The sequence below is a fragment of the Nitratireductor sp. GZWM139 genome, from assembly GCF_030068685.1.
GTDB classification, from domain to species: domain Bacteria; phylum Pseudomonadota; class Alphaproteobacteria; order Rhizobiales; family Rhizobiaceae; genus Nitratireductor; species Nitratireductor aquimarinus.
On the sequence record NZ_JAMQML010000006.1, the window covers coordinates 219,666 to 238,636 of the forward strand.

13 protein-coding genes are annotated in these 18,971 nt (G+C 63.6%); 3 read left to right on the forward strand and 10 right to left on the reverse strand.

Annotated features, from left to right (window positions below; translation table 11 throughout):
- Positions 1–46: 46 nt before the first annotated feature.
- The 5 genes from NDI72_RS09740 to NDI72_RS09760 all read right to left on the reverse strand — a co-directional run bounded on the left by NDI72_RS09740 (position 47) and on the right by NDI72_RS09760 (position 6,960).
- A complete protein-coding gene (locus NDI72_RS09740; RefSeq protein WP_113153961.1) occupies positions 47–601 on the reverse strand; it encodes a thioesterase family protein in 555 nt (184 codons plus the stop codon).
- 218 nt (positions 602–819) lie between these two features.
- On the reverse strand, positions 820–3,039 hold the full coding sequence (locus NDI72_RS09745) for a 3-hydroxyacyl-CoA dehydrogenase NAD-binding domain-containing protein (RefSeq protein ID WP_283800347.1): 2,220 nt from the start codon (positions 3,037–3,039) through the stop codon (positions 820–822).
- 22 nt (positions 3,040–3,061) lie between these two features.
- Entirely contained in the window at positions 3,062–4,270 is a 1,209-nt protein-coding gene (locus NDI72_RS09750; protein ID WP_283800348.1) for an acetyl-CoA C-acetyltransferase, read from the reverse strand.
- 223 nt (positions 4,271–4,493) lie between these two features.
- Positions 4,494–6,290 (reverse strand): acyl-CoA dehydrogenase C-terminal domain-containing protein, encoded by a 1,797-nt coding sequence (locus NDI72_RS09755; protein ID WP_283800349.1) that lies wholly within the window; start codon positions 6,288–6,290, stop codon positions 4,494–4,496.
- A gap of 190 nt (positions 6,291–6,480) precedes the next feature.
- The gene (locus NDI72_RS09760) at positions 6,481–6,960 is read right to left on the reverse strand and encodes a MerR family transcriptional regulator (RefSeq protein WP_283800350.1); all 480 of its coding nucleotides are present in this window, start codon (positions 6,958–6,960) and stop codon (positions 6,481–6,483) included.
- 429 nt (positions 6,961–7,389) lie between these two features.
- On the opposite strand from NDI72_RS09760, the gene NDI72_RS09765 reads away from it, so the two are divergent.
- From NDI72_RS09765 to NDI72_RS09775, 3 genes are all read left to right on the forward strand, one after another.
- Complete coding sequence (locus NDI72_RS09765) at positions 7,390–11,145, forward strand: peptidoglycan-binding protein (RefSeq protein ID WP_283800352.1); 3,756 nt, start codon at positions 7,390–7,392, stop codon at positions 11,143–11,145.
- A gap of 208 nt (positions 11,146–11,353) precedes the next feature.
- Positions 11,354–12,274: a sulfite exporter TauE/SafE family protein gene (locus NDI72_RS09770; protein WP_113156140.1), complete on the forward strand. Its 921-nt coding sequence runs from the start codon at positions 11,354–11,356 to the stop codon at positions 12,272–12,274.
- A gap of 3 nt (positions 12,275–12,277) precedes the next feature.
- Complete coding sequence (locus tag NDI72_RS09775) at positions 12,278–13,066, forward strand: TIGR02186 family protein (RefSeq protein WP_113153967.1); 789 nt, start codon at positions 12,278–12,280, stop codon at positions 13,064–13,066.
- Positions 13,067–13,090: 24 nt separating this feature from the next.
- Here NDI72_RS09775 and pdeM read toward each other — a convergent pair whose 3' ends face one another.
- From pdeM to NDI72_RS09800, 5 genes are all read right to left on the reverse strand, one after another.
- Positions 13,091–13,798 carry a ligase-associated DNA damage response endonuclease PdeM gene (gene pdeM, locus NDI72_RS09780; RefSeq protein WP_283800353.1) on the reverse strand — a complete coding sequence of 236 codons (708 nt, stop codon included), beginning with the start codon at positions 13,796–13,798 and terminating at the stop codon, positions 13,091–13,093.
- Positions 13,795–16,326 carry a ligase-associated DNA damage response DEXH box helicase gene (locus NDI72_RS09785; RefSeq protein WP_283800354.1) on the reverse strand — a complete coding sequence of 844 codons (2,532 nt, stop codon included), beginning with the start codon at positions 16,324–16,326 and terminating at the stop codon, positions 13,795–13,797. Before NDI72_RS09785 ends, pdeM begins: the two co-directional genes overlap by 4 nt.
- A gap of 86 nt (positions 16,327–16,412) precedes the next feature.
- A complete protein-coding gene (gene phnN, locus NDI72_RS09790) occupies positions 16,413–17,045 on the reverse strand; it encodes a phosphonate metabolism protein/1,5-bisphosphokinase (PRPP-forming) PhnN (protein WP_206544474.1) in 633 nt (210 codons plus the stop codon).
- Entirely contained in the window at positions 17,042–18,181 is a 1,140-nt protein-coding gene (locus NDI72_RS09795) for an alpha-D-ribose 1-methylphosphonate 5-triphosphate diphosphatase (protein WP_206544475.1), read from the reverse strand. Before NDI72_RS09795 ends, phnN begins: the two co-directional genes overlap by 4 nt.
- A 2-nt stretch (positions 18,182–18,183) precedes the next feature.
- A complete protein-coding gene (locus tag NDI72_RS09800) occupies positions 18,184–18,891 on the reverse strand; it encodes a DUF1045 domain-containing protein (RefSeq protein WP_283800355.1) in 708 nt (235 codons plus the stop codon).
- Positions 18,892–18,971 lie beyond the last annotated feature (80 nt).

The window sequence follows — 18,971 nt, forward strand, 5'->3', positions numbered from 1 at the left end:
TCCGGTGCATGTTGGTGGCCGGAGAGTAGCGATGCGGTCTGTCGACTTAAAGGTGTGAGGACAACACTTTTGCGCGAGCGCGCAGCCCCTGATGCGAGGCGATGAAGGCTTTCTCTTCCGCATTGGGCGCACGGGGCGCGCCATCGTGGCCGAGCGTGCGCATCAACTCGTCGACCGGCACGAAGCGTTTGCCGCGCTTGTCGTAGACCCCGCCCGTGGTCAGCACCATCGCGGCAACGCGCCCGTCATCCAGTACGAAACGATGCTGGCCGATGATCTGCGTGTCTTCCCATGTTTCGATGGTGGAGACGACCTCGAAGCGCTGCCATAAGCGCACCTCGCGCACATAGGCCGTCTGCAGGCCGCCGAGCAAGGGAGCCCAGCCGCGCTTGCGGGCTGCGGCGACCAGTCCGCTGCGCAGGAAGATGTCGATCCGCCCCATATCCGCCAGCATCATGTAGCGGGCGTTGTTCAGGTGGATGTTCATGTCGATGTCGGTGGGCAGGCAGCGGAAGGAAAGCTTGCTCTCGTCGCCCAGCCGATAGACGCCCCGGCTCTTGCGTGTGGCGGCCACGCGAAGAAGACGCATCCAGACATACATGATTTTCTATCCCGGGGAGGTTGGTGTTGCGGTCGGTGCTTGTCCTAGAGCAATTCCAGAAAAAGCGGGAGCCGGTTTTCAGTTCGGATCTGCCAAAAACAACAAATCGGAGCGCTTAAGCCGCTTTGGGGAAACCGCGATTTCGGGGCGTTGACCTGTTCACCGTCCCGGATGCGGAGCGCGCCCGGGACGGTGGTTTTCATTCTGAACGGCACGCCTCAGGCGGCCTTCTTCTCCGCCGCCTTTTCGGGCGCGAAGCGCTGGTAGAAAGTCTCGCCGCTCTCGGCCATGTCCAGAAGGAGTTTCGGGGCCTTGAACTGCTTGCCGTATTTCTTCTGAAGGCGCTTGGTCATGGCGACGAAGGCTTCTGCTCCCATCCCGTCGATATAGGAGAGGGCGCCGCCCGTGTAGGGCGCGAAGCCGAAGGCGAGAATGGAGCCGACATCCGCCTCGCGCGGATCGACGACAATGCCTTCTTCCATGATGCGGGCCGCTTCCAGCGCGATCGTGGCGAGGAAGCGCTCCTGCAATTCCTCGACGTCGATCTTGTCCGGGTTCTTCTGCGGATAGAGATCCTTCAGGCCGGCCCACAGATGCTTCTTCGCGGGCTTTGCCGGATAGTCATAGAAGCCCTTGCCATTCTTGCGGCCAAGGCGGCCATGCTTGTCGACCAGCGTGTCGATCAGCTCCATGTGGCGCGGATCGACGGCCTTGGGGCCGAGATCGCGCACGGTCTGCTTCATGATCTTCTGGGCGAGATCGACAGCCGTCTCATCGGTGAGCGCAAGCGGGCCGACCGGCATGCCGGCCATCTTCGCCGCATTCTCAACCATCGGAGCGGGCACGCCTTCAATGACCATGGAGAAGGCCTCCTGCATGTATCGCAGGACGCAGCGATTGACGTAGAAGCCGCGCGTGTCGTTCACCACGATGGGCGTCTTCTTGATGGCGCGCACATAGTCCATCGCCATGGCAAGCGCCTTGTCGCCGGTCTTCTTGCCCATGATGATCTCGACCAGCATCATCTTGTCGACGGGCGAGAAGAAGTGGATGCCGATGAAGTTCTTCGGGCGTTTGGAGTTTTTCGCCAGGCCGGAGATCGGAATGGTCGAGGTGTTGGAGGCGAACACGGCCGACGGCTTCAGAACGGCCTCGGCCTTCTCCGTCGCCGCCTTCTTGATCTCCGAATCCTCGAACACGGCCTCGATCACCAGATCGCAGCCTTCAAGCTCCGCATAATCCTCGCTCGGGGTGATGAGCGAGAGGAGCTTTTCCTTGTCCTCGGCGGTGGCGCGGCCGCGCTTGATGCTCTTGTCCATCAGCTCGGCGGAATGCGCCTTGCCCTTTTCGGCGGACGCCGTGTCGCGGTCGATCAGAACGACCGGAATGCCGGCCTTGGCCGTGACGAAGGCGATGCCCGCGCCCATGAAGCCCGCGCCGAGAACGCCGATCTTTTTGAACTTCCTGACCGGCACGTCGTCGGGGCGGCGCGCGCCCTTGTTGAGTTCCTGCAGCGAGACGAAGAGCGAGCGGATCATCATCTTCGCTTCGGTCGTCTGCATGATCTCGGTGAAATAACGCTGCTCGATGGTCAGCGCCGTCTCGAAGGGCACCAGCATGCCCTCATAGACGCATTTCAGGATCGCGGCTGCTGCCGGGTAGTTGTTGTAGGTCTCGCGGCGCAGGATGGCGATTGCCGGCGGCCAGAGGTTTGCGCCCGCCGCCGAGTAGACGGGGCCGCCGGGCAGTTTGAAGCCCTTCTCGTCCCATGGCTGAACCGGGCTGAGGCCGTCGAGGATCATCTTCTTCGCGGTCTCGACCAGTTTCTTCGGCGCGGCGATCTCGTGGATCAGACCCATGGCCTTCGCCTTCTGTGGCGTCAGCGTCTGGCCGGTGGTGAGCATCTGCAGGGCTTCCTGCGGCTTGGCCAGACGCGGCACGCGCTGGGTGCCGCCCGCGCCGGGGAAGATGCCCACTTTCACTTCCGGAAGCGCCATCTTCACTGCCGGGCTGTCGGCTGCGACACGGCCATGGCAGGCGAGCGACAGCTCGAACGCACCGCCCATGCAGGTACCGTTGATGGCCGAGACCCAGGGCTTGCCGGAGGTTTCAAGCTTGCGCCAGAGCCAGCCCATGCGGCCGGCATTGTCGAACAGCAGCTTGACCGCCTTCTTGCGGTCGTTTGCCTTTTCCTTTTCGAACAGGCCGAGCATCTTCTGCAGCATGGTCAGGTCCGCGCCGCCGGAGAAGGTCTCCTTGCCGGAGGTGATGACTGCGCCCTTGATCGCATCGCTGCCGGCAACGTGATCGATGATCGCATCCAGCTCGTTCATCACCTCTTCGGTGAAGACGTTCATGGAGCGGTCCGGCATGTCCCAGGTGACGAGCGCGACGCCGTCTGCGTCCACGTCAACGGTAAAGTTCTTGTAGTCGGTCATGGTCTGATCTCTCCCCGACAGCTCAAACGCGTTCGATGATGGTTGCGGTGCCCATGCCCGCGCCGATGCACAGCGTGACAAGCGCCGTGTTCAGGTTGCGGCGCTCCAGCTCGTCGAGAACCGTGCCGAAGATCATCGCGCCGGTTGCGCCGAGCGGGTGGCCCATGGCGATTGCGCCGCCATTCACATTGATCCGGTCGTGGTCGATCTCGAAAGCCTGCATGTAGCGCAGCACCACCGAGGCGAAAGCCTCGTTCAGCTCGAACAGGTCGATGTCCGAAAGCTTCATCCGGGCTTTCTTCAGAAGCTTCTCCGTCACGTCGACCGGGCCGGTCAGCATGATCGCTGGCTCGGAGCCGATATTGGTGAAGGCGCGAATTTTTGCGCGCGGCTCCAGCCCCATGGACTTGCCGGCCTTGCGCGAACCGAGCAGCACTGCGGCCGCGCCATCGACGATGCCCGACGAATTGCCGGCGTGGTGGACGTGGTTGATGCTCTCAAGCTCCGGATAACGCTGCACGGCGACGGCGTCGAAACCGCCCATTTCACCCGGCATCACGAAGGAGGGGTTGAGCTGGCCAAGCGCCTGCATGTCGGTGCCGGGGCGCATGTGCTCGTCGTGGTCGAGAATGGTCAGGCCGTTCTGGTCTTCCACCGGGATCACGGATTTCTTGAAATAACCCTTGTCCCAGGAGTGCTTGGCGCGCTTTTGGCTTTCCACCGCATAGGCGTCCACGTCGTCGCGGGAAAAGCCGTATTTCGTAGCGATCAGGTCGGCAGACACGCCCTGCGGCATGAAATAGGAGGGAATGCCGACGGACGGGTCCATGAACCATGCGCCACCGGACATGCCCATGCCGACGCGCGACATGCTTTCCACGCCGCCGGCAATGACGATCTCGTCGGAGCCGCCGGCAATCTTGGCCGCGCCCAGATTGATTGCGTCCAGGCCCGACGCGCAGAAGCGCGAGATCTGGATGCCCGGAGCCGCGTTCGCGTAGCGCGCCTCGAAGGCAGCCGAGCGCGGGATCACGGAACCGGCTTCGCCGACCGGATCGACGCAGCCGAAAATGATGTCGTCCACCTTTGCGGTGTCGAGGCCGTTGCGGTCGCGCACGGCTTCAAGAACTTTCGCGCCAAGGCGCACGCCGGGCACCTCGTGCAGCGAACCGTCCTTCTTGCCACGTCCGCGCGGCGTGCGCACGGCGTCATATACATAAGCGTCAGCCATATCGGTCTCCCTGCTTTATGGACCCAACGCGGGGTCGTGCAATTGGTTCAAAGAGGGCTGGCAATCGCCAGCCCCGGGATCTGTTCGGCGCTTCAGGTGCGCTGCGGGCCGGCGGGCCGGAGATGGTCAAAGTCGGGCTGCGGGTCTGACACGTCGCGCTTCCTCAGGGACCGGCTTGCACGCTGGCACGTGCAAGCTAGAACGGGTGTGGCCGTTACGCCAGTCAAAACGCCTCTTCCGGAAGCGCCATCATGGTGTCCGCACCGCTCGAAAGGCGCGCAAGATGCGCGGCGGTTTCGGGCATGACGCGCTCCATGAAGTAGCGTCCGGTGGTGATCTTGGCTTCGAGGAAGGCGGCGTCGCCATTTGCCCCGGCGGCAAGCTGCTCCTGCGCCGTCCTGACCATGCGGCCCCACATGTAGCCGAGCGCCACGAGGCCCATCAGGTGCATGTAGTCATGGGAGGCAGCGCCCGCATTGTCGGGCTTCTGAACGGCGTTCTGCATCAGCCAGAGTGATGCGGCCTGCAGATCGTTGAGGCCCTTCTTGAGCGCCTTGGTAAAGGGGGCCATGGTCTCGTCTTCGCGGTGCGCTTCGCAGAAATCGCCCACTTCCTTGAAGAAGGCCTGCACGGCGCGACCGCCATTGGCGGGCAGCTTGCGTCCCACGAGGTCGAGCGCCTGAATGCCGTTCGCGCCCTCATAGATCATGGCGATGCGGGCATCGCGCACGAACTGGCTCATGCCATGCTCTTCGATATAGCCGTGGCCGCCAAACATCTGCTGCGCCATCACCGCATGCTCGAAACCCTTGTCGGTGAGCACGCCTTTCACCACCGGCGTCATCAGCGCCATGTGGTCGGACGCCGTCTCGCGTTCCTTGTCGTCTTCGGAGAGATGGGCGACATCGGATTTCAGCGCGGTCCAGAGGATCAGCGCGCGGCCGGCCTCGTTGAAGGCGCGGATGGTCATCAGGTTGCGGCGCACATCCGGGTGAACGATGATCGGATCGGCCTTCTTCTCCGGCGCTTTCGGTCCGGTCAGCGCGCGGCCCTGCAGGCGCTCGCGGGCATATTCGACCGCGCCCTGATAGGCGGCTTCGCCGATGGCATGGCCTTGCAGGCCGACGCCAAGGCGCGCCTCGTTCATCATCGTGAACATGGCTTTCAGGCCGCCATTCTCCTCACCCAGAAGATAGCCGGTGGCTTCGTCATAATTCATGACGCAGGTGGCGTTGCCGTGGATGCCCATCTTCTCTTCGATTGCCCCGCAGGAAACGGCATTGCCATCGCCCAGCGCGCCTTCGTCATCGACCATCACCTTCGGCACGATGAAGAGCGAGATGCCCTTCACGCCCGCCGGCGCGCCCTCAATGCGTGCAAGCACCAGATGGATGATGTTCTCGGCCATGTCGTGCTCGCCGGCCGAGATGAAGATCTTCTGGCCGGAAATCCGGTAGCTGCCGTCGCCGTTCGGCACGGCCTTGGAGTTCAGAAGGCCGAGATCGGTGCCGCAATGGGGCTCCGTCAGGTTCATGGTGCCGGTCCAGGTGCCTTCCACCATTTTCGGCAGCCATTTCTGCTTCTGCTCATCGGTGCCATGCGCGAGGATCGCGGCGATGGCGCCCTGTGTGAGGCCCGGATACATCATCAGCGCCATATTGGCCGAGACGAGGTACTCGCTCACCGCCGTGTGCACCGTGTAGGGCAGGCCCTGACCGCCATATTCCGCCGGCACGGAAAGGCCAAGCCAGCCGCCTTCGCAATACTGACGATAGGCGCCGTCGAAGCCCTTGGGCGTCGTCACCGAACCATCGGCATGACGGGTGCAGCCTTCCATGTCGCCGATGCGGTTGAGCGGCTGTATGACGTTCTCAGCCAGTTTCGCGCCTTCGCTGAGAATCGCCTCGACAATGTCGGGCGAGGCGTCGGCGAAGCCCGGCAGATTGTCGTGATTGCCATAGCCCAGAACATCGTTCAGCACGAACAGCGTGTCGCGCACGGACGCCTGATAGGTCGGCATGAGAATCCTCCAGCTCTCGTAACAAAGGCGCGAAGAGGCCATTCGCGCAGCGTTACAGTCGCTCTAACAAATTTTGACGTTTGCGTAAACGTCAAAAACGACGCAGCGCACGACAAGACCCCGCGCGGTGCGTGTCCGCGCGGGGTCTTGTGATGAACCGGAAGGAAAGAGGGGTAGCTGGCGGAGGTGGTCAGCCTGCGTCGCGCAGGGGCGATGCACCGTCCAGGCGGGTCGAGACCTCGCCGATCAGGGTCTTCAGCTCATTGATCGCGTCATCAATGGAAGTGCGCTGCTTTTCAAGCCGCACCATCTGGCGTTCCGACTTCTTCAGAACAAGCTGAAGCTGCTTCACGTTTCCGCCATCCGGCTCGTGCAGGTCGAGCACTTCCTTGATGTCGTTCAGCGAGAAGCCGATTTTCCGGCCGAGCAGGATATGCTGCAGACGCAGCTTGTCCGTGCGGGAATAAAGGCGGGTTGTGCCGGCGCGCTCCGGCCTCAAAAGGCCCTTGTCTTCATAAAAGCGCAGGGCGCGCAGGGTTACGCCAAACTCCCGAGCCATCTCGCCGATGCGGGTGTATTCTCCAGCATGTTCCGGGGCCTGCTCTGGGGACTGTTCAGGAAAATCATTTCCCTCGGCCGTCTTTTCGACTGCCACTGCAATGTTCGTCATGATCACTGTTCCGTACTGATGTGCGCTCCGGCGGGGGGACCGGGATGGGCATGTCTGACGTTAGGTTTTCGCCAGTGGCAAAATTGTGCCGCCCAGACACGCTCTAAAGGGCGCGCTTATGCGGTGCAGAATGCGGCATTACAAGGGCCGCAGCGCAAAATGTGATCGGCTTGCCAACAATCTTTTTACGGGATTCCTCACCGAAGACTTAACCTTCGGTAAGGATTGTTAACTCCGTGTTTACCACGATCAGCGAAATGTGAACCGTCAGCACACGGTGCTTGTTTGCATTCGCTTCGAGGTCCGCTGCTGACCGTGGGTGTCTTAACAGTGTTTGTTTTCTGCCTTCCGGCATTTCAAGGCTGAAAGTCCCGCGTGGCAAGAAATCTCGACGGCCAACCGGTACACGGTGGAGAGGCGGGCGTTCCGATGAACAATAAGCGTTCCTATCTGGAAAATATCAATGCCGGTCGCCGGCGGCGGCCCGGGACAGATGCGTCGCTTGACGAGATCAGTCGGACGCTGGACCACCTGGAAAACCGCCTTGGAAAAGCGACCGGGCGTTTCGACCAGCAGGTGGATGAAAATGACGTCGCCCGGCGAATCCAGGAGCTGTCGGAAACGGTCTCGCATTCCTATGTACGACCGGCTGGCCGCATGCCCGCGCCCCGGCAGGAGCCGGCTTCGCGCGCCTCGCTCGAACACGCGGCGCATGAGCTTGAGCGCTCCCGCCGTCAGGAACGCGAGTTCAATTCGATCGGCAACATTGCCGAAGAACTCAAGACGCTGCGCAGGGATCTGCGCGACGTGATGCGTTCGGGCATCAGCGACGAGTTCGGCGCGCTGCGCAAGGAGCTGGCAGGCATCATGGCCTCCGTTCCCAACAGCGCGCTCAGCAGCGAGCTGGTTGTCGAATTCGAACGCCTGTCCAACGCCATTGCCCATCTCGCCGAGCGCGGTGACGACAGAAACGTCAAGATGCTGCGGCTCGAGATGGAAGAGCTGAAGTCTTCCATTTCCAGTCTCGCGCGTGAAGAAACGCTGCGCGCCGTGGATCAGCGCTGGGATGCTTTCGACGACAGGTGGAGCGCATTCGAAGACCGCGTTTCCAGCGATCTGAGCCGCAGCGGCCCCGCCATCGACATGCTGCACCAGCGGATCGAGCAGATCGCGCATGCGGTGAACAGCCTGCCGGAATCGCTGTCGCTTCAGTCTCTGGAGGATCGTGTCCGCACGCTCGCAGGCGCGCTGGATCAGCTTCTTGAGCGCAAGCAGCAGGACAATCCCGAACTCTATGCCGCCATCGATGAGCGGCTTGACGAGATCAGCCGCGCGATTGCTGCGACCATGCCGAAGACACAGGCTGCTTCGTTCGACCCGCAGCCCTTCGAGCGCATCGAGGCGCGCATCTCTTCGCTGGCAAATCAGGTGGGCGAGCTTCTGAACGAGCGCCCGGGTGGCGAGGCTGTCGGGCATCTCAGCGAGCAGATGTATTCGCTGTCGCAGCGCGTGGACGAGATCGCTGCGCGTATCGACATGCCGGAGCAGACGGTTGAGCGGTTGGCCAGCCAGATTGCCGGCATCGCGCACAAGCTGGACAACGCACCGGAGCCGCAGATCCCCGAGCACATGCTGCGCGGCATTGAAGACCGGTTCGCGCATTTGTCGCAGATGATCGAACAGCGCCATGGCGACGCTGCAGAGCAGGGACGCTCGCTGGTTCACGATCTCGAGCATCGGCTGCAGGACATTGCCGCCCGCATCGACGAGCGCAGCAGCAGCGAGCCCGTGCGCAACGAGGCCGATCTCATGGCCACCATCGACGCCCGGTTCAACGAACTGGCGGCGCGGCTCGACACGAGCACACGTGAAGCGCCGGGCACCGAGGCTCTGCGCGCCCTCGAGATGCGGCTTGATGACATTTCCGGTCGCCTGCAGACATCTTCGTCGCAGGCTTCGTCCATCGATCCGGAGGTGATCCACAATCTCGAGGCGCAGGTTCGCAGCCTCTCCGAGCATTTCTCCCGCCCGACGGCTGACCTGCCGGAGTTCGAGGATCTGGGCCCACGGCTGGAGAACATCGAACGCTCAATTCAGGAAAACCGCGCTTCGGTGGTCGAAGCCGCACGGCAGGCAGCCGAGCAGGCAATCGGCGCGTTGGGCGACACGCAGAATTTCGACAGCAATTTCGACCGTGAACTGCGCGAAGAACTGAAGGCGCTTGAAGCGCTGACCCGCAAGTCCGACGAGCGCAACACCAAGACGTTCGGCGCGATCCATGACACGCTGCTCAAGATCGTGGACCGGCTTGGCGCTGTCGAAGGAACTGCTGGCGAGGGCGTGGCTGTGCAGGCCGAGCCGGCAAAAATTCCGGTCGCTGCCGCTCCCTCCATCGATCCCGGCAATGACGTGTCTCCGGTTTCTGCACGCGCTGCGGAAGAGGCGATGCCGAAGCGCTCGCCCGCCGAAGCGGCAGCCGCCGCCGCGCGCGCTGCGCTGGACGAGGATGCGCAGGAAACGGAAAAGGCCCCCGGCAAATCATCGCTTCTGGGCGGGCTCACCCGTGCTCTTGGAAGCCGTCGCGACCGTCAGCAGCGCGACGAGCCCCGGAATGAGGTCGAGAACGAGGCGTCCGCCGAACTGGACGCCAGCCTTGAAGCCATCGATCTGGATGACGACCGCATCAATGAGCCGCTGGAACCGGGTTCCGGCGCGCCGGACCTGAATGCGATCCTGCGTCGTGTTCGTGACGAAAAGAAAGCGACCGTCCGTCCGGAAACGGATGATGCGGCCAAGTCGGATTTCATCGCGGCGGCGCGCCGTGCGGCGCAGGCGGCTGCGGCCGAGGCCGAGATCCTGAAAAAGCGTCAGGGCGATGCTGCGGAAGATACCGGCGGCTTCGGGATCAAACGTTTTCTGAAGCGGAGCAAGAAGCCTCTGGTGGTGATGCTCGGCGCGGGCATCGTCGCGGCGGGCGGCTATCAGGTCGGAAAGACCTATCTTTCGAACTCCACCGCCATTCCGGTGCAGATGACCAATGAGACCACCAGTGCGGAACCCGCGCCGGTGATGGCGCAGGCCGAGCCTGCCCCGGCAGAGCGCAAGGTGCGCGTGCTGGATGAAGAACCGGCCAGGGTTGCTGCTGCCGAAGAGCAGGCAACGGATGGCGTGGTCGACACGCTGGCCTCCATGCCCGAGATGGACGCGCCGCTGGAAGAGCCGGTTGGCAGGTTTGAGGAAACCCTGACGGGCAACGAGACCGTCAGCATTCCGGAAGATGTTGCCCCTGAAGCACCCAAGCCCATTTCGCTGGACACGGTTCCGGTGGATGCCGGTCCGGTACCGCTTCGCGAGGCCGCAGCCGAGGGCGACCCCAAGGCGCTGTTCGAGATCGGCAGCCGCTACGCGGAAGGTCGTGGCACGCAGGCCGATCTGACGAAGGCCGCTGAATGGTACACCAAGGCAGCCGAAGCAGGTTTTGCGCCGGCTCAGTATCGGCTGGGCGACCTCTACCAGAAGGGCAATGGCGTGGACCGTGACGCCGCCAAGGCGAAGATGTGGTTCCAGCTTGCAGCCCAGCAGGGCAATGCCAGCGCCATGCACAATCTCGGTGTGCTGTTCGCCATGGGTGCGGATGGCCCGGCCGATAACAAGTCCGCCGCCCGCTGGTTCATTGAAGCTGCCGAGCATGGCGTGAAGGACAGCCAGTTCAATCTGGGCATCCTTTCGGCCAAGGGCATGGGCATGCAGCAGGACCTGACGGAAGCCTACAAATGGTTCGCCATCGTCGCCCAGGGCGGTGACAGGGATGCAGCCGCCAAGCGCGACGAAATCGCCGCTGCGCTGTCGCCCGGGCAGCTGAAACAGGCAGAAAACAAGACGGCGCTCTGGAAGGTCAAGAAGATCGATCCGGCGGTCAATCTGGTCGATATTCCGGAATCCTGGCGTGAAAGCCGCGAGCTCACGGCGAGCGTCGACATGACCAAGGCGATCACCAACATCCAGCTTATCCTGAACAAGGAAGGCTTTGATGCGGGCAAGCCTGACGGCATCATGGGCGCCAAGACAAAGGCCGCGATCACGCAGTTCCAGAAGGCCAATGGCCTGAACCCGACGGGGCAGGTCGATGAGGCGCTGGTGCGTGCCCTTCTGGAGAAGAATGAAGCGGCTGTAAGCGCTCAGTAAGCTGTCACGGCATCGTTTGCCGGCAGGTTGATGTGTGTCCCGGAGGACGCACGTCATCTTTGTGTGGCAAGCCGTTCAAACTTTTCCGGTTTCTGCCACCTCCCGGTTTGACTTCGCGGGCGGTAGGGCGCAGAACGGAAGCACGCATTAATGCTTCCACACCTCGTCCGGCGCCGCTGCCGGGCAAACAATTATTCGGGTGCCGCGGGTGGGTATTTATCTCCCAATCGCCGAAATGTCCGTCAACGTTTTCGTGCTGCTTGCCATGGGCGGCGCGGTGGGCTTTCTGTCCGGCATGTTCGGGGTTGGCGGCGGGTTTCTGATCACGCCGCTCTTGATCTTCTACAACATCCCGCCTGCGATCGCTGTCGCCACCGGCGCCAATCAGGTGATTGCGTCGTCCTTCTCGGGCGCGCTGGCGCATTTCAAGCGCAAGTCTCTTGATGTCAAACTGGGCACGGTCCTGCTCGCCGGCGGCATTGTCGGCGCGTCCATCGGCGCGTTCGTGTTCGCCTATCTGCGCCGGCTGGGCCAGCTCGATCTCATCGTTTCGCTGCTCTATGTGGTGTTTCTGGGCGTCGTTGGCGGCCTGATGCTGATGGAGAGCGTGCGCGCCATCCGGCGTTCGCGCGGTGGCCAGACGGCCACGCTCAGAAAGCCCGGCCAGCACAACTGGATTCACCGTCTGCCGCTCAAGATGCGTTTTCGCGCGTCGAAGCTGTTTGTCAGCGTCATTCCCGTGGTGGTGCTTGGCGCGTTCATTGGCTTCCTGGCGTCGATCATGGGTGTCGGCGGCGGGTTCATCATGGTGCCGGCGCTGATCTATCTGCTCAAAGTGCCGACCAATGTCGTGATCGGCACATCCCTGTTCCAGATCATCTTCGTGGCGGCCTTCACCACCATCATTCACTCCACGGCGAACCAGAGCGTCGATGTCGTGCTTGCCTTCCTGCTGATGGTCGGCGGCGTGGCCGGTGCACAATATGGCGCGCGGGTGGGGCAGCGTCTGCGCGGCGAGCAGCTGCGTGCGCTTCTGGCGCTTCTGGTTCTGGCGGTGGCGCTGCGTCTCGGCTTCGACCTGTTCGTGCAGCCGGAGAGCGTCTACAGCCTGTCCACGGGAGCGATGTGAGCCATGCGCGCGCGTTTCCTGGCAGCCGCCACCTCGCTTCTTCTGCTCCTGCCGGCCCTGCCGGTGCGGGCGCAGGACGAAATCCCCGAGAACATCCAGATCGGCCTTTCCACCGATCAGGTGTCGATCACGTCCGATTTCAGCGGCGCGGAGCTGACCATTTTCGGCGCGCTCGACAATGCCGACCCGCTGGTGGCGCGGCAGGGGCGTTACGATGTCGTGGTGGTTCTGGAAGGGCCGCCGCGCGCCGTCACGGTGCGCAAGAAGACACGCGTGCTGGGCATGTGGATCAACACGGAATCGGTCATCTTCCGCGATGTGCCGGAATCCTATTCCATGGCGCTCACCCGCGCGCCGCAGGACATCAGCACGCCCGACGGATACAAGAGGCTCGCGCTGGGTGCGGACAATCTGCACTTCCAGCCGCTCAAGGCCGATGGCGATCCGAAAACCATCGAGGAGTTCACCGAGGCGCTGCTTCAGCGCAAGGAGGCGCTCGGGCTCTACTCGACGCAGACCGGCGGCGTGCGCTTCCTCTCGCAAAGCCTGTTCCGCGCGTCCCTCAAGCTGGCCCCCAATGTGGCGGTCGGCACGCACAGGGCGCGCGCCTATCTGTTCCGCAACAGCGTGTTCCTGCGCGAGACATCGGCCCAGCTCACCATCCGCAAAGCGGGTCTTGAGCAGCGGCTTTACGAATTCGCCCATCAGAACAGCCTGATCTACGGCATCGCCGCCGTGCTGATCGCCATCATCACCGGCTGGCTGGGACGGATCATCTTCCGCAAGGACTGAGCGCGCGCGCTCCGGCGCTGTGCTTCAGCGCAGCATGCTGCCTGCAATGGCGTAAATGCCCTGCCGGCCCAGCATGTAGGCGGCCAGCCGCTCGCGCGCGAACAGGCCGTCGAAAGGACGGTCGAGCACGTTCAGCGAACCGGTCAGGCTGCCGAATGCGGGCATAATAAGCCGGCTACCGTCCGAGGCGAAGCATGCGCGCCGCACCGAGCGGCCGCGGCGCACGATGCGCGCGCCGGGATGCAGATGCCCGGCAATCTCGCCACGGGCACTTCCCTTTGCCGGCTCATGACGGAAGATCAGCCCGTCAATGGCAATCTCCTGCGCGCAGTGGCCGGGAAGGTCCGGCGGCGGGGCAGGGTCGTGGTTGCCGGCGATCCAGTGCCAGTCGCGCGCGCCGATGAGTTCGACCAGCCGCGTGCGGAAAGGCCCGGGCATGTGCGCCGCGCCGTGATCGTCGTGAAAACTGTCGCCAAGGCTGATGACGATCTCTGGATCGTAGTCGGCTAACGTTGTTGCCAGCCGCTTCAGTGTGGCGGCGGTGTCATAGGGCGGCAGCATGCGCCCGCGCCGGGCGTAGGCCGCGCCCTTCTCAAGATGCAGGTCGGAGACGACCATGAGGCTCATCTGCGGGAAGAACAGCACGCCGCGCCAGTCGCACACGGCCTCGTGTCCGGCGATGCGGATCGTCAGCGCGGTGCTTGTCCCGGTTGCGGGTGCAAGGCTGTTCATGCCTCAAGAGCCTCCTGCATCAATTCCTCGCCGGAAAGCCGTGAGGCTTCGCCGAGCAGCGCCTCATTGGCGTCGCCGGCCACGGCCTCCTTGCCGATCTCGAGCATGATGGGCACAGCCAGCGGTGAAATGCGACTGAGAGATTTATGCACGATTCGACCCCGAATGCGCGACAGCATCTCCCCCAGTCTCCTGACATCAAGCAGGCCCTGCGCGGCGTCTGCCCAGGTGGCCTGCATCAGAATGTGGTCAGGCTCATGAGCCCGCAAAACGTCGTAAATGAGGTCGGCGGAAACGGTCACCTGTCGGCCGGTCTTCTCCTGTCCGGGGTGGCGCTTTTCGACCAGTCCCGAGATCAGCGCGCAATTGCGGAAGGTGCGCTTCAAAAGCCAGCTGTCGGCGATCCATGCTTCCAGATCGTCGCCCAGCATGTCCTCGTCCATGAGCGCGGCGAGGCTTAACCGTCCGTCCTCCAGCATGGCGGCCATGTCGTTCAGGCCCCACACGGCGATGGCGTAATCATTGGCGACGAAGCCGAGCGGGTGTGCGCCTGCCCGCTCCAGCCGGCGGGTCAGAAGCATGCCAAGCGTCTGGTGCGCGAGCCGCCCCTCGAACGGGTAGAGCACCATGTAGAAGCGCTCGCCGCGCGGAAAGGTCTCCACCAGAAGGTCTTCGCGGCGCGGGAGGATCGACTTGTCGCGCTGGATGGAAAGCCATTCGGCCACCTGTTCGGGCAGCGCCTTCCAGCGCTTCGGGTCGGCCAGCATGGCCCGCACTTCGGACGCCAGATAGGTGGAGAGCGGAAACTTGCCGCCGGCGTAATAGGGCACTTTTGCATCCTCGCCGCCGCCCGCCGAGACGAGGCACTCATTCTCGCGAATGCCTTCGAAGCGCAGCACCCGGCCCGAGAAAAGGAAGGTGTCGCCATGCGTGAGCGTTTCGAGGAAATATTCCTCCACCTTGCCCAGCACCGGTCCGCCGCGCGAGGCGTTGCCCCGGCCGCGCCTGACCATGCGGATGTTGAGCATGGGGGATTCCACGATGGTGCCGACATTCAGCCGGTATTGCTGGGCGATGCGCGGATTGGCGATGCGCCACAGCCCGTCTTTCGTCTTGCGGATGCGGGCATAGCGCTCATAGGTCTTGAGCGCGTAGCCGCCGGTCGCCACGAAATCCACGATGCGGTCGAAGGTTACCCGATCAAGCGCGGCATAGGGGGCTGCACTCGCCACTTCGCCATAGAGTACGTCGGCGTCGAAGGGGGCGGCGCAGGCCGAGCCCAGCACGTGCTGCGCCAGCACGTCGAGCGCGCCTTCCACCAGTGGCGGCGTGTCCTGCGCACCCAGATAGTTCGCCTCAAGGGCGGCGCGGCACTCCATCACCTCGAAACGGTTTGCCGGCACGAGAATGGCGCGGCTCGGTTCGTCCATGCGGTGGTTGGAGCGGCCGATGCGCTGGGCCAGCCGGCTTGCCCCCTTTGGCGCGCCCACATGCACGACCAGATCCACGTCGCCCCAGTCGATGCCGAGGTCGAGCGTCGACGTGGCGACGATGGCCCGCAGACTGTTGGTCTCCATCGCCTTTTCCACCTTGCGCCGCTGGCCGACATCGAGCGAGCCATGGTGGAGCGCAATGGGCAGATTGTCGTCGTTGGCGCGCCACAATTCGCGGAACAGAAGCTCCGCCTGGCTGCGCGTGTTGACGAAGAGCAGCGTGGTGCGGTGGGCCCTGATCGCCTCATAGACCTTCGGAATGGCGTAGAGCGCGGAGTGCCCGGCCCAGGGCACGCGCTCCTCCGTCTCCAGGATGGTGATGTGCGGCTTTGCGCCACCCGACACGGTCACGATATCGGACAGGGCGCGGGCCGTATCCTGCGGCACGAGCCACCGGCGCAGCTCATCGGGCTCGGCCACCGTCGCGGAAAGACCGATGGTCTGAAGCTCCGGCCGCATCCGGCGCAGTCTCGCCAGCGCCAGCGAAAGCAGATGCCCGCGCTTGGAAATCACCAGCGAGTGCAATTCGTCGAACACCACGAAACGCAAATCCGAGAAGAACCTGTCCGCATCGGGCGAGGCGATCAGAAGGGCGAGCTGTTCGGGCGTGGTGAGCAGAATGTCGGGCGGGGCGTGTTTCTGCCGCTGGCGCTTGTGGGTGGGCGTGTCGCCGGTGCGCGTCTCCATCGTTACCGGCAGCTCCATCTCGGCCACGGGCATGTTCAGGTTGCGCTGAATGTCGACGGCGAGCGCCTTGAGCGGCGAGATGTAGAGCGTGTGCACGCCACGCCGCGCTGCGCCGGGTTTGCGCTTCGGCCGCGCCGCGAGATCGGTGAGGGTGGGCAGAAAGCCGGCCAGCGTCTTGCCCGCACCGGTGGGGGCGATCAGCAGTGCGGAGCGACCGGCCTGCGTGCGCGCCAGAAGTTCGAGCTGATGCGCGCGCGGCTGCCACCCGCGCGTGGCGAACCACGCGCTGAAGGGCGCTGGCAGAAACGGGGCGGCAATGCCGTCGATGGGGTGCGTCCGGTGTTCCAAGATGAACTAGAACTAAACCAGAACAGAGAAAGCGCCAAGAGGCGCTTTCAGTGTCTACTCACATATCCGAAACGGGAGGCGGAGCCTCACACGGAATCGCTTACCGCGCTCCAGGCTGCAGCGCGGCGCAGAACGTCCTGAAACCGCTCGCCCGCTTCTTCCAGCGTACCGGAATTGTCGATCACGGTTGCGCCTTCGACGGTCAATTCCTTTGCGTGCGCCCGTTCGAGCCGCGCCAGAACCTCTTCGCGGGTTTCGCGGCCACGGCTCGAAAGTCGCTCGGCCAGCACATCGCGGGCGGCGGTCACGATCACGGCGACCACATTGCCATAGCGCTCACGCAGGAGCGGAATGACGGCGCGCGACACGTTGGCCACGGCCACATGCCCGTCGCGCACAATGTCATCCACGCTTGCTGGCAGGCCGTATTTCAGTCCGTTCGCTTCCCAGCTCACGGCGAATGCGCCCTTTGCCTCGGCTTCATCGAAATCGGCGCGTGTCAGGCAGTCATGGGCCTCGCCTGCGCCGTCCATCTCACGGGTGATGACACGGCGCACAAAGGTCACGTCGCTGTCCTGCGGCCCGAGCCGCTGGCGCGCATAGTCCATCACAGAGTCCTTGCCGGCCCCCGAAGGACCGGCGACGGCGATGAATACGCCATGGCGGATCGGGACGTCCTGCTCGTCGATGACACGCTCCAGCGTGGCCGATGCCCTCATGCCACCCGCGCCCCCTCGCGCCAGACCGAACGCACGATCGGAACATGCTCGTCCACCCGCACGCGGATCACGTCGCCGCGGCGGCCCTGTTCGAGAATGCCGCGGTCATCGAGACCCACGGCCTCTGCCGGGTTCTTGGAAACCATGGCGACGGCCTGCGGCAGCGAGATGTGGTCCACGGTCTCGCCCAGCGCGAAAGCGGCCTGAACGAGGCTGAAGGGAATGTAGTCGGAAGACAGGATGTCGAGCGTGTTGCCCTCGGCCAGGCTGCGGGCGGAGACATTGCCGGAATGCGAGCCGCCGCGCACCACGTTGGGCGCGCCCATCAGCACCTGCATGCCGGCGTCGCGCGAGGCGGTTGCCGCTTCCTGTGTGGTCGGGAACTCGGCCACGCGCACGCCCTGCGTCGCCGCCTCGTCCACATGCTCCATCGTGGCGTCGTCATGGCTCGCCAGAATGATGCCCTGCTCGCGGCAGATGTCGGAGATGGCGTTGCGGTGACGGCTGGAATAGGTCTGCGACTGCGCAACGCGCTTTTCGCAGAACTGGCGGAAATCCTCTTCGGTCATGCCCGTCTTGTTCATGTAGTAGACTTTGTAGGTGTCGATGCTCGTGAACTGACGCTGGCCCGGCGAATGGTCCATCAGCGAGGCGAGTTTCACGCGGCTGTCGTTCTTGAAGAGCTCGAATCCTTCCAGGCAATCGGGTGCGGAAACCTCACAGCGCAGATGCAGGAAGTGATCGGCGCGCAGGCGGCCGGCCTCCACGCTGTTCTCGATGGCGTTGCCCAGTTCGCGCATTTCTTCCGCGCCGAGATTGCTGTCCTCGTCGAGGCCGATGCGCAGCGCGTCAAACACGGTGGTGATGCCCGAAGCGGCGATCTGCGCATCATGCGCCAGCACCGATGCGATGGGGTTCCAGCGCACTTTCGGGCGCGGGGCGTAGTGGCGTTCCAGATGGTCGGTGTGCAGCTCGACAAGGCCCGGCAGCAGGTAGTCGCCTTCCATGTCCTCGCCGATGGATGCATTGCCGGCGGCAATGTCGACGATGCGCCCGTCGCGGATCACCACGCTGCCTTCGATGACCTCATCGGGCAGCACGATGCGGGCGTTTCTTAAAACCAGTTCTTGCGTCATTATCAGGCGGTCTTTCTTGTCTTGTTCCAGCCGAGCGCGTGGGAGTATCTCACCTGAAAAGGTGCGCCCGGCTCAGGCTCGATGAACAGCGCCAGCGAGCCGATTTCCAATGGTTCCGACAAAAGCGGCCCGAAGAAGGCGTCTATGGCGCGCTCCATGCGGACAGCTTCTGCCTGCGGCACGCGGCCGGTCAGCGTCATGTGGAAGCGGAATGCTTCAAACACGTGGGGGTAGCCCCATTTGTAGAGGTTCTTGAGTTGGCTGGGCGACAGGCCCTCGGGGTTGCGGCGCTCCAGCTCTTCCTGGGTCAGCGGCGCGCGGAAGGGCTCGAACGCCTCCACGATGTTGCCGGCCAGCGCATCCAGCCGTGGGGAGCGGTCCTCGGGCACCAGCGCAAAGAAACCGTCGAGACGACGCACAACCGCACGCGGAATGATCACGGGCTCCGTGCGCTCGCAGAAGTCCGCCAGCGCGGCGATCAGGCTCTGTTCGCTCTGACCCTCTGCCAGATGGAACGGGGCCTTCAGCGTCGCATGGAAGCCGTAGCGGCGCGCGGCCGCGGTGTGAAAGGAAATCTCCGCAGCAGAGAAGGGGCCTGCCTCCACGGGCGCGATGGACCGGCCCGTAAAGGCGTCCCGGCCGAGCCAGCGTGCGGCGGCCCGCGTCAGCGGGTCGTCTTTTTCGGGTGTGAAGTAGATTGCGTAGCGCATGAGCATATCCTCGCCGAAAGCGATGCAATAGGCGATTTGTGTGACAGGTTAACGAATCCCTCAAAAGGACCGCGAAGGCT